Source organism: Ruegeria sp. AN6, from assembly GCF_056540425.1.
Window position 1 is genome coordinate 390727 of record NZ_JBQFWR010000003.1, and the last position, 12025, is coordinate 402751.

Genomic DNA, 12025 nt, shown 5'->3' on the forward strand with positions numbered 1-12025 from the left:
TGTCCTTCGGCCTTGGTTTTTGCAGCCGTCTTGTCTCCGGTTTAGCCCGGATATGAATCGGGGCGCCCCGAAAGGCGCCCCGTGTCAGGTCTGGTTACTGAATCCAGCCTTTTTCTTTGTAGTACTTCTCAGCGCCCGGATGCAGCGGTGCCGACAGGCCATCCGCAATCATCTCTTCCGGTTTCAGGTTGGCAAATGCCGGGTGCAGCTTTTTGAAGTCATCGAAGTTTTCGAAGACTGAGCTGACAACCGCATAAACCGCATCTTCCGAAACGTCTGCCGAGGTCACGAAGGTCGCGCCTACACCAAAGGTCGATGTGTCGCCGTCCGAACCACGGTACATACCACCGGGGATGGTAGCGGTACGGTAGAACGAATTGTCACCCACCAGCTTGTCAACCGCATCGCCACTGACATTCACCAGAACCGAGTCGCACGCGGTGGTTGCTTCCTGGATCGAACCGGACGGGTGACCAACTGTGTATACCATTGCGTCAATTTGGTTATCACACAGAGCAGCAGACTGTTCAGCCGCTTTCAGCTCGGTCGCCAGTTCGAAATCGTCGGTGGTCCAACCCATCTCACCCAGCAGAACTTCCATGGTGCCGCGCTGACCGGAACCAGGGTTGCCGATATTGACGCGCTTGCCCTTCAGGTCTTCGAAATTCGAGATACCCGCGTCGGCACGCGCCACAACCGTGAACGGCTCTGGGTGTACCGAGAACACGGCACGCAGGTTCTCAAACGGGCCGGCTTCTTCGAATTTCGAGCTGCCGTTATACGCGTGGTACTGCCAGTCCGACTGCGCCACACCAAACTCAAGCTCGCCTTCGCGAATGGTGTTGATGTTGTAAACCGACCCCCCAGTCGACTCCACCGAACACCGGACCCCGTGCTCTTTCCGGCCCTTGTTGACCAGACGGCAGATCGCGCCACCCGTCGGGTAATATACACCCGTAACGCCGCCAGTTCCGATCGTGATAAACTCTTCTGCATATGCCGCTGGTGCCATCAGGGCCGCCGCGGCAAATGCGGTGATTGAGGGTTTCTTGAACACTTTGACACTCCTGTTGTCAGTCTTTTTTAATCTGTTGGGGTGCCTGAAACCTTTCAGAACACAACACAAAAAATCGCACTGGAATCAGGCCCCCCGATGAATAAGAGGAAAGCGAAACCAAACAGCAGGTGTCTATACGGTTGATTACGTATAGGCTTGGATTCGAAGATAGGGGAATGAGGGTAATCGGCCGCATGTCGCGTCTTAGGTAGCGATACTTGTATTAAGGTCGTTTGGACAGAAATTGGACCACGCAGGACATCAAGAACTTCGTCCAGATCATGCCGAACCCGCGCGCAGGCGCAGGTCGCTGCGTGCAACGCTTGCATTGTGCCTGGGTGGGTTGCAGTTTCTCGCGATCCTTTCCGTCATCCTGTCGACCTTTGTCAGCTCGGAAAACGCGCTTTTGCGGCAATCACGCAATTCTCTGAACGAGGTTAGCGTCAACGTAATCGGGCAGGTCAAAAATTTCCTGAACCCGGCCCGGCAGGCATTGGATGCTACGAGGCGTCTTGCCGAAAATGACGTTCTGGACATCAGCGATGCCACCGTTTTGGAAAGTCATTTCTTCCAGCAGCTTCAGGTCGCACCACAGCTTGCAGGGATGTATCTGGCCGATAATACGGGCAGGTTTGTCTATGTGATGCGCGCAGAAGAGGCCGGGCGCTATCGCACCAAGTACGTTCCGCCATTTCTTGAGGGCACGACCGAGCATCCCGCCGATTTCAAATGGCGCAACGATCAGTTTACTCTGCTTGAGACGGCGGCCACCGAAACCGATACCTATGAGGCGCGCAGTAGGCCTTGGTTCCGAATGGTCTCTGAGACCAAAGCGCCGATCTGGACAGAACCCTATATCTTCTTCACGACGCGCCAGCCGGGGATCACCTATAGCGTGCCGATCTTGGACGAGGATGGAAACATCCGCGCCATTTTGGGTGTCGATATCCAGATCGACGCCCTGTCGGGATTCCTGCTGGATATCTGGTCTGAACGACGCGGCGCCGCGCTGGTTCTGAACGAAGATGGTGCGGTTCTGGCACACCCAACGCTCGTATTGATCCGGCAGGAAGCCCATATGGAAGCGCCCGAGTTGACCCGGGTGGATCAGATCGCGGACCCCATCGCGCAAATGGCGTTCGGAGATGTGGTGCAAACCGATCTGAGCGACACTGAGGGTCCTGTCCACACGGATTTCCAGCTAAATGGTCAAGACTATGTGGCGATGTTAATCGAAGTGTCCGAGCCGGGGCTGCGTTGGCTAATCGGCCTTTATGCGGCCGAGGACAACTTTATCGGCGAGATCAAGAAGAACCGGACACAAGGCGTCTGGATCGCGCTGGCCATCGCCATTCTGACCGGCGCAATCGGGCTTGCCATGGCCGACCGGATCTATGCCCCGGTGCGCACCTTTGCCAGTCAGAGCCAGCAATTGTTCAGTGGGGAGATCACGCCCGAAGAAGGTTTGCACAGCCCTTATCGTGAGCTGGAAGATACCGGTGTGGCTCTGACGCAAGAGGTCAAACAACGTCAACGGTTCGAAACCGCCTATGGCCGCACCTTCGATCTGGCCTCGCGGGGGATGGCCCAGATCTCGCCCGAGACGGGGCGGTTTCTACGGACCAACGAACAGCTTTGCGACATCATGGGGTATCAGCCGGAAGAACTGGAGAAGATGACGCTGGCCGACATTCTGCCCGAAGACGGTCATCAGATTGCGGTCAAGTTCCGCGAAACCCTGCTGCAGGATTCCGAGTTCATAATCGAGAGCCAGTTTATCCGCAAAGACGGATCACCGATCTGGCTGCGGGTCAACGCAATCCTGATCCGCGATGAAAGTGGCATACCCGATCACGCAGTTGCCATTATCGATGATGTGAGTGATCGGAAGCAGGCCGAGGATGAGGCCGGCCGCCTTAGCCGCGATCTGTCCCATGTGGCGCGGGTCAACTTGATGGGTGAGATGGCATCCGGGCTGGCGCATGAGCTGAACCAGCCACTTAGCGCGATCTCATATAACGTTGACGCTGCGAAGATCACGTTGGATGAAATCGGCGATCCCGATCCTGAACTGACCGAGATCCTTTCGGATATCGACCGCCAGTCTCGCCGCGCAGGCGACATCATCCGCGCCCTGCGCGAAGTGGTGCGAAAGGATCGCGGACGTCAAACCCCGTTTGAGCTGAGCGGGCTGATCCGGCAAACCGTCAGTCTGATGGAGGCCGAGGCGAAACTGCATGAGATCAAGTTGCATTTCGAGGAATCCGGCCTTCCCCCGGTGATCGGAAACCGGACACAGATCGCGCAGGTGCTGGTTAATCTGCTGCGCAATGCAATTGATGCTCTGGCGCGTGATCCGGTCGCGAAAGGCCAGATCAACATTATGACCCGACCCACAGATGAAATGGTCGAAGTTCATGTGCAGGACAATGGGCCCGGCGTCAGTGATGATGTCACTTTGTTCAATACATTCGACACGCAAAAGACCGACGGAATGGGTCTGGGCCTGTCCATTTGCCGAACCATTATCAAAGCCAATGGCGGAACGATTTGGTATGAACCCACCGAAACAACCGGCGCATGCTTTTGTTTCACCCTGCGCCGTAGTGACTTATCCGAGGAAAATCAGGAATGATCTTTGATCCGCAGGTTGTATACATCGTCGATGACGACGAAGATGTGCGTATCGCCCTGTCGCGTTCCCTCAGCAAACGTGGGATGCAGGTCGAACACTTTCCGGATGCACAGGCCTTCCTAAACCAAGTGCATGAAGATGCAAAAGGATGTTTGATCCTTGATTACGGAATGCCGGGGATGGACGGGCTGGAACTACAGGACCATCTGAACCGGCGCGACTCGACTCTCCCGGTCATATTCATCTCAGGCCATGGGGGCATTCCGGAATCGGTCCGCGCCACAAAGGCAGGCGCAATTGACTTTCTGGAGAAACCTTTCGACCTGCAGGTGCTGGTTGAACGAATACAGGCCGCTTTCGAACTAGGCACAAAACTGCGCGCCGAGAAAACAAGGCGTCGGATGCTTGCAGATAAGCGCAGACTTTTGACCGAGCGCGAGGAACAGGTACTGCAGCATATTCTGACCCACCCCTCACGGACATCTAGCAAAGAGATTGCCACCGCACTGGGAATAAGCCCTCGCACGGTGGAAATTCATCGGGGACGCATCCAACAGAAGGTTGGTGTGAAAACGACCATCGAGCTGTATGAGCTATTTGGGCAGATGCACTGATCGCAAGCGTTACGACGTACACGCCCAAAACTTGATTTGGCGCAGCAGCAATACTGAGCTTTGGTCCTAGGCATCCTCTGCAGATGTGTAACAATTTTTCATAAAGCGCTTGTGCTTAGATGCGTTATCCTGCGGGGTCGGCATAGGTCGAAAGACAGATGCTGTCTGGCTTACGAATTGCGTCTTGCAGATCATATTGGCAATTTCGATACCGGCCCGCCCAATGCGACGGCAACATTGGCAAACGGAACCGATTGGTACAATCGGCCCGCGCATCACTATTGGATAACAGCGTTTTCCCAGGCCGAGATGAACTTTCTGCGTTTCAATACGTCTAGATAGGTCAGCAGCGCAGGGTTTAGTCCGATTGCCTCCTGTTCGCTATCGGCGGATGCAGACAAGACCGGCAGAGGCGAGCGCTCAGGACTTTGTGCCGTACCGTTAATCAGATAACGCACAAATGCTTCGGCAACCTCGGGTTTTTGTGTCGCCTTAGAAACCATGACCGTTCGCATCATCGTAGTCTGGAAGTCAGACGGCAATATGATTTCAAGAGCACCCTCACCTTCTGTCCGAGCCGCCGCGTAGCTGCCCAGCACGTTATAGGCGACCAGAATTTTCCCGTCAGCCAGATCGCGGATCATATCGCCAGAGCAGCAATATAGCCGGACGCCCAGACCGCCCATCACCTCCATCAGGCGCCAATAGGTTTCCGACGCACGCGCATCCTGCGTGGCGAACAGATAGCCCAGCCCGGATTGTCGTACGTCATAAGTTCCAACCTTGCCTCGAAACACCTCAGGCCGTTCTCGCAGCGCTTCGATCAGGCCCTGACGCGTTTGCGGGATGGTTTGGCCTTCGAAAGCAGCGCGGTTGACCACAATGGTGGCGGGCTCGGAGGTAAAGGCAAACAGACTGTCGTGCCACTGCGCCCAAACAGGAACGGGCATACCGTCCAGAGGCAGCGCAAACCCGTCATTGGCGAGTTTCAATTGCAGGTCCATGGCACTTGAGATGACAACGTCAAATGCATCAGGTGTTGCCCGAACGCGCTCATAGATATCGGCAGTCCCTGACACCAAATATTCGACACTAATCTGAGGGTTTCTTGCAACAAACTCTTCGATGAACGGTGCGAACAGAACGGTGTCGGTGCTCGATATGACACGCAAGGGCGTGCCCTCCGCGCCATCGTTGAACAACCGGCGATCTTCCCAGTCGTCCGCGGTTCCAACATGCGGAAGCAGCAAAAATATCAGAGCGATAAAATAACGCATGCGCCGCCCTCTGATTGATTGGTCAGAACCAGCGTGCCGCCGTGGGCTGTTGCCACGTCCTGTACAATGGTCAGCCCCAAGCCCGAACCAATGGTCCCTGTGGCGTTCTGGCCTCTCTCAAACCTGCGGGTCAACGTGTCAATCTCATCAGGTGGAAACCCCGGGCCAGAATCTTTGACGCTGATCTGGATCTGAGGCGTTGCGGTGACGTTGATTTCAACGGTGCTGTCGGGGGGTGCGTATTTCAGAGCGTTGTCGACCATGTTACGCACGGCGTTCTGCAACAGGATCGGATCACCTGAGTACTGAACCGAAGCGTCACCCGTCAGAGACAACGAAAGGTCTTTCATTTCGGCGATGGGCGTCAGGCGCTGCACAAGCTCATGGGTCAAAGCAACAAGATCGAGGTCTTCTCGTTCCAGATGATCGGCCCGGAATGTGATCATGGCATGATCCAGAAGTTGCCCTGCCGCCCGAGAGCTTTCGTCAATAGCCCGCACCATCGCACGCAAAGCTTCGCGATTTTCCTTGCGTTCGACGCGTTGCAAGGTCGCCTCGGCATAGGACCGGACGGTCGCCAACGGAGTACGCACCCGGTGCGCCGCCTCTGCGATGAAATCTTCCGATTGGCTGAGAGACTGATCCAGCCGCCCCATCAGGGAATTCAGCGAAGACACCAGAGGGGCCATTTCCTTGGGCACCGGTTTTCGGAACGGGCTCAGGTCCTGCGGTCCGCGACGGGTCACCGAGGTGGTCAGCTTGTTCAGCTGTCCGATGGTTGCTGTTGTAACCCAAAAAGACAATGCCGCGGTCAGCACAAAAAACCCGATCCCCAAAAAGGCCGCATTGCGTGAAATCTGATCCAGCGTTTCGGCCAGTGCATCCTGCGTCTGCGCAAGCGCGACCTCGATTTCGGTCTGACGGCCCAGACCGACCAATGTGCGGCTGGCGTTGACCTGCCGAACGCGCTCACCCCGAAGCTCACCCGCATCGAAGGTCCAGTTGCCATCCCTCGTATCTTGGGCAAGCTGAAGATCGTCATAGCCCGATATGAATGCGCCGTCCTGATAGATCGCATAGAACACTCGGTCATCCGACGGGGTCGCCAGCATAGAAAACGCGGCATAGGGAATATCGATCTCGAGCTGCCCATCACGCAGCGCAGCCGCATCCAGGATCGAGGCTGCCGACGCGCCAAGGATGTTGTCCTGCCCCTGCTGGGCCACTTGCGCTGCATAATTTCGGACCGCGAAGAACAGTAGAACGGCCAATAATGCCGCGCCGCTGATCAGCGCCAGCACAAGCCGGTTTCTGAGCGATCCATAAACAGCCGGACTAACCGTCATGGTCCAGCCTGTAGCCCAGCCCGCGCAACGTGGTGATTTTCAGCTCGGATTTCTCAAGGTGCTTGCGTAGCCGACCCACATAGACCTCAATCGCGTTGTCCGAGATGTTGTCGTCGTAAGAAAACAACCTGTCGGCCAGCTTCTGTTTCGAAAAAACCTGACCTGGCGCGTTTATGAACAGCTCCATCATTCGCAGCTCGCGATTGCGCAAGGATATCGTTTCTCCCCGCACGCTCAAATAGCCTGCGACAGGATCAAACACGATCGCGCCGACCTCGATCCTTGATTTGGCAATCCCTGATTTGCGCCGCAAGACGGCCCGGCAACGGGCTTCTAGCTCGGCGTGATCAAAGGGCTTGGTCACATAGTCATCCGCCCCCAAATCGAGCGATCCGATTCGATCCGAAACCTGACTGCGCGCGGTCAAAACGATAACTGGCGTATCCGGATCACGGGCCCGATGACGCTGCAAAAAGTCCCGGCCATCTCCATCGGGCAGCATGATATCCAGCAGGATCAGATCATATTCCTCGATCTCAGCATAGGCCGTTGCGTCGTCCAATTTCTGTGCATGATCAACGACATGACCATCCAGGCGCATGCGGGCACACATCGCATTTGCAAGATCCAGGTTATCTTCGACCAGAAGGAATTTCATGAGGGCTGGGGCGCTTCCTAACGCGTGACAGGTTGATGTCAGGTTCGTGTGGTTAAACTTCAGAATAATCTGAGCCGCCCCGCGGCCGGATGTCAAATGGGAGGACATCATGACAACATTCAAACTGGGCCGTCGTGCCCTGATCGCAGCCGTTGCTGCCGTTGGTCTAACCGGACCTGCATTGGCGCAAGACCAGGTCGTGGACAGCATCCACTTTCTGATCCCCGGTGGCGCCGGCGGCGGTTGGGACGGAACCGCACGCGGAACTGGCGAGGCCCTGACCAATGCAGGCCTTGTGGGCACGGCGTCCTACGAGAACATGTCAGGCGGCGGTGGCGGTAAAGCCATCGGTTATCTGATCGAAAATGCCGAAAGCAATCACGGAACGCTGATGGTCAATTCGACACCCATCGTAATCCGGTCTCTGACGGGCGTGTTCCCGCATAACTTCCGCGACCTGACTTTGGTATCGGGCACCATCGGTGACTATGCGGCAATCGTTGTTGGCAAGGACAGCCCGATCAACTCTATGGCAGACCTACTGGCAGCCTACGACGCCGATCCAGGTGCCACCGCCATTGGCGGCGGCTCGGTTCCGGGCGGCATGGACCATCTGGTGGCAGCCATGGTGATGGAAGCAGCCGGCAAAGACGCGCTGGGCGTCAAATACATCCCTTACGATGCAGGCGGCAAGGCCATGGCGGCACTGCTGTCTGGCGAAATCGCAGCCTTGTCGACTGGCTTCTCGGAAGCTGTCGATCTGGCCAATCAGGGTGAGGTGAAGATCATCGGAGTTACCTCTGAGGAGCGCGTAGACGCGGCACCCGACGCCCAGACGATGAAGGAACAGGGCATCGACACCACCTTCGTCAACTGGCGTGGTTTCTTTGCGGCACCCGGACTGCCCGAAGACAAGCTGGCCGCCTATCAGGACGCCATCACAAAAATGTATGATACACCTGAATGGGAAGAAGTACGCGCGCGCAACGGTTGGGTGAACATCCACAACTCGGGCGACGACTTCTCTGCTTTCCTCGAAGATCAAGAAAAGCAGATCAGCGATCTGATGAAGAAACTGGGCTTCCTCTAAAGGCGGCTTCGGCAGAGCGGTCCTCCGCTCTGCCCCCAAACTCACAACAATAATACGGGAGGGGACACCATGGCGCTGGATCGCTGGATCGCGCTTGTTCTGCTGGGGATTTGTCTAACCTATGGCTATGCAGCCTGGTTCACGATGGACGGCAGCCTGCCCCCTTTCATGCAAAGGAACCCGATATGGCCCAGCACCTTCCCCAAGGTCCTGTCCATACTGGGGATAATCGCTTGCACAATCATCCTTCTGGGCTTTGAGAAAAGTGAAATAAAAGAGGCGGATATCGACTACCGCCGCCTTGGCGAATACCACCTTGGGCAGGCGATTTCGCTGCTGGTTCTGATGGTCGTCTACGCCCTATGTCTGCGCCCCGTCGGATTTCTGATCGCGACATCGGGCTTTTTGATTATTGGTTCGTACATTCTGGGTGAACGTAAGTGGCATATCATGGTGCCTGTGGCCCTGATCGCAACCGGATCTGTCTGGTATCTGGTTCAGGAAGTTCTTGGAATTTACATGCGCCCACTGCCCGGCGTTTTCGGAGGCTGACATGGTTGAAGGACTTCTGATCGGTCTGCAAACGGCCTTTTCGCTTCAAAACCTATTGATGGTCATCGCGGGGTGCCTGATCGGTACATTCATCGGCATGTTGCCCGGGCTGGGGCCAATGTCGATCATCGCGATCATGATCCCGGTCGCAATTTCGATGGGAGATCCATCCGCTGCTCTGATCCTTCTCGCGGGCGTCTACTATGGCGCGATTTTCGGTGGCTCAACTTCATCCATCCTGCTGAACGCGCCGGGGGTCGCGGGCACAGTGGCGTCAAGCTTTGATGGCTATCCTATGGCGCGACAAGGCAAAGCCGGTAAAGCGCTGACCATTGCTGCGATCGCAAGTTTCGCAGGAGGTACGATCGGGGCAATCTTGTTGATGGTATTCGCCCCGGCGCTGTCTTCCGTCGCGCTGTTGTTTCATTCCGCCGAATATTTTGCGCTGATGGTCGTTGGCTTGTCAGCCATTGCGGCATTTGCCGGTTCAGGTCAGGTGGCAAAGGCGCTGATCATGACCATTCTCGGCCTGATCATGGCCACCGTTGGCGAGGGTGCGCTGTTCAACCTGCCGCGCTTCACCATGGGCATCATGGACCTGCAATCCGGCTTTGGCTTCATCACGCTGGCCATGGCGATGTTTGCCTTGCCCGAGGCGCTTTTCCTCGTCCTCAAGCCCAAGAATCTGCAAGGCGATGATGGTGAAATCAAAGATCTGCGCATCACCAAAGACGAGGCAAAAGCCATCGCGCCGGTTATTGGACGCCAATCGACTCAGGGCTTTTTCATCGGGGTCCTGCCGGGCGCGGGTGCGACTATTGCGAGCTTCCTTGGCTATGCGGTCGAGCGCAACATCGCGCCAAAAAATGAGCAGGAAGAGTTTGGAAAAGGCTCTATTAAAGGGCTTGCGGCACCTGAGGCGGCAAACAACGCGGCCTGTACCGGTTCGTTTGTGCCGCTGCTGACATTGGGCATTCCCGGATCGGGCACGACCGCAATTCTGCTAGGCGCGCTGATCGCGCTGAACGTCACACCCGGCCCGCGTCTGATGATCGACGAGCCGCAGATCTTCTGGGCGGTTATAATGTCGATGTTCATCGGTAACCTCGTCCTGCTGATCCTGAACCTGCCACTGATCCCCTATATCGCCAAAGTGCTGGCCGTTCCGCGCAACTATCTGATCCCGTTCATTCTGTTCTTCACCTTGATGGGTGCATATATCGGCCAGAACAACGCCACTGAACTGTTGATACTGGTCGGTTTCGGGGTCTGCGCGACGGCTCTTAAGTTCGCGGATTATCCACTCGCTCCCCTGCTGATTGGCTTTATCCTTGGTGGAATGATGGAGGACAATTTCGCACGCTCCATGCAGCTTTACGATGGTATCGGATTTATCTGGGAGCGCCCGATGACGCTGGCGCTACTGGTCGTCGCTGTGCTGTTGGTGCTACTGCCCAGCTACCGCGCCCGCAGAGCACGGGCACGGGCAGCCGGGATCGCCGATGGCGACTGAGCCACTCTCAGGGGTCCGCGTCCTTGACCTGACCAATGTTCTTGCGGGCCCCTATTGTTGCTATCAACTTGCCCTGATGGGCGCCGAAGTCATCAAAGTTGAACGCCCCGGCAGCGGGGACCTGGCCCGAGTGCTGGGCGCGGATCCTGAACGCAACAAGGCCGGAATGGGCATTAGCTTTCTAGCTCAAAACGCCGATAAAAAGTCTGTTACGCTGGACATGAAGGCCGAGCAGGGGAAGGCGCTACTCAAAAGGCTGGTTCAAACCGCCGACGTTCTGGTTGAGAATTTTCGCCCCGGTGTCATGGATCGACTGGGGTTGGGTTATGAGGTTCTGCGCAACGAAAATCCCAACCTGATCTATTGCGCGATCAGCGGATTCGGTCAGGATGGACCGAGGCGTGACGATCCCGCCTATGACCAGATTGTTCAGGGTATCAGCGGTGTCATGTCGATCACGGGCGCCCCCGATACGGCACCTTACCGGGTCGGCTATCCTCTGGCAGATACTGTGGGCGGATTGACCGCAGCCTTTGCCATCAGCGCGGCCTTGAACGCCAATCCACGCGGCACATTTCTGGACGTTGCAATGACCGAGGCCGTTGTCTCGACAATGGGTTGGGTCGTTTCGAACTATCTTTTGGGAGGCGTGTTGCCAGATGCCCATGGCAACGAAAACACCACCTCGGCCCCGTCCGGTACATTCGCCACGTCCAACGGCCCGATCAACATCGCGGCCAATCGGGATGAGCAATGGCAGGCCCTGGCAAAGCATCTAAACCGAGACGATTTGCTGACCCATCCCGACTATCAGACCCGTGAGGATCGCAAACAAAACCGGCATGCCCTTCGGCAAGAACTCGAACGTGTGTTGACCGCCCGTCCGGCCGAAGATTGGGTTCGCGAATTGAATGCGCTCGGTGTACCGACGGGGCAGGTTTTTACAGTGCCTGAGACTTTGTCAGACAAACAATTGGATGGCAGGGGATTGATAGCGAGCCTGTCAGCTCACGGTGAAATCTTGCGCCTCGCAGGCAGTCCGATAGTCATGGACGGCGAGCGGAGAACTCCCCAAGCTGCCCCGCCTACCCTTGGTGCCGATAACGCTGTGGTCTGGTCCGAGCTTGGCCTATCTGACGCAGAAATCGACGCACTAAAACAAGAAGGGATCATATGAATGACGTGACCGATCGGGGTAGACGGCCTGTATTGCCATGGAGCCCGTGCCGATCGGCTGAGCTGCCAAACGATTGAAAGCCTGGTTGGGACTGTTGGCGTCGTAG

General features: G+C 56.5%; 10 protein-coding genes. 6 read left to right on the forward strand and 4 right to left on the reverse strand.

Features of this window, described 5'->3' with window-relative positions; all coding sequences use genetic code 11:
* Positions 1-94 precede the first annotated feature (94 nt).
* Positions 95-1057 (reverse strand): TAXI family TRAP transporter solute-binding subunit, encoded by a 963-nt coding sequence (locus ACR0MQ_RS08285; RefSeq protein WP_480607277.1) that lies wholly within the window; start codon positions 1055-1057, stop codon positions 95-97.
* A 244-nt stretch (positions 1058-1301) separates the two neighbouring features.
* On the opposite strand from ACR0MQ_RS08285, the gene ACR0MQ_RS08290 reads away from it, so the two are divergent.
* Together ACR0MQ_RS08290 and ACR0MQ_RS08295 are read left to right on the forward strand one after the other, a co-directional pair.
* Positions 1302-3692: an ATP-binding protein gene (locus ACR0MQ_RS08290; protein ID WP_010443035.1), complete on the forward strand. Its 2391-nt coding sequence runs from the start codon at positions 1302-1304 to the stop codon at positions 3690-3692.
* Positions 3689-4306 (forward strand): response regulator transcription factor, encoded by a 618-nt coding sequence (locus ACR0MQ_RS08295; RefSeq protein WP_010443034.1) that lies wholly within the window; start codon positions 3689-3691, stop codon positions 4304-4306. The genes ACR0MQ_RS08290 and ACR0MQ_RS08295 overlap by 4 nt, the downstream gene beginning before the upstream one ends.
* 278 nt (positions 4307-4584) lie before the next feature.
* Here ACR0MQ_RS08295 and ACR0MQ_RS08300 read toward each other — a convergent pair whose 3' ends face one another.
* From ACR0MQ_RS08300 to ACR0MQ_RS08310, 3 genes are read right to left on the reverse strand one after another with little or no spacing between them, the layout of a single operon-like run.
* Positions 4585-5583, reverse strand: a complete 999-nt coding sequence (locus tag ACR0MQ_RS08300; RefSeq protein WP_010443033.1) for an ABC transporter substrate-binding protein — start codon at positions 5581-5583, stop codon at positions 4585-4587.
* Positions 5562-6929 (reverse strand): sensor histidine kinase, encoded by a 1368-nt coding sequence (locus tag ACR0MQ_RS08305; RefSeq protein WP_170773479.1) that lies wholly within the window; start codon positions 6927-6929, stop codon positions 5562-5564. The genes ACR0MQ_RS08300 and ACR0MQ_RS08305 overlap by 22 nt, the downstream gene beginning before the upstream one ends.
* Complete coding sequence (locus tag ACR0MQ_RS08310; protein ID WP_480607280.1) at positions 6919-7587, reverse strand: response regulator transcription factor; 669 nt, start codon at positions 7585-7587, stop codon at positions 6919-6921. Before ACR0MQ_RS08310 ends, ACR0MQ_RS08305 begins: the two co-directional genes overlap by 11 nt.
* A 109-nt stretch (positions 7588-7696) precedes the next feature.
* On the opposite strand from ACR0MQ_RS08310, the gene ACR0MQ_RS08315 reads away from it, so the two are divergent.
* The 4 genes from ACR0MQ_RS08315 (at position 7697) to ACR0MQ_RS08330 (ending at position 11919) form a co-directional block, all read left to right on the forward strand.
* Complete coding sequence (locus tag ACR0MQ_RS08315) at positions 7697-8677, forward strand: Bug family tripartite tricarboxylate transporter substrate binding protein (protein WP_170542439.1); 981 nt, start codon at positions 7697-7699, stop codon at positions 8675-8677.
* A 69-nt stretch (positions 8678-8746) separates the two neighbouring features.
* Positions 8747-9229 carry a tripartite tricarboxylate transporter TctB family protein gene (locus tag ACR0MQ_RS08320; RefSeq protein ID WP_170471194.1) on the forward strand — a complete coding sequence of 161 codons (483 nt, stop codon included), beginning with the start codon at positions 8747-8749 and terminating at the stop codon, positions 9227-9229.
* A gap of 1 nt (position 9230) precedes the next feature.
* Positions 9231-10742, forward strand: a complete 1512-nt coding sequence (locus ACR0MQ_RS08325) for a tripartite tricarboxylate transporter permease (protein ID WP_480607283.1) — start codon at positions 9231-9233, stop codon at positions 10740-10742.
* Positions 10732-11919, forward strand: a complete 1188-nt coding sequence (locus ACR0MQ_RS08330) for a CoA transferase (protein ID WP_170773483.1) — start codon at positions 10732-10734, stop codon at positions 11917-11919. The genes ACR0MQ_RS08325 and ACR0MQ_RS08330 overlap by 11 nt, the downstream gene beginning before the upstream one ends.
* Positions 11920-12025 lie beyond the last annotated feature (106 nt).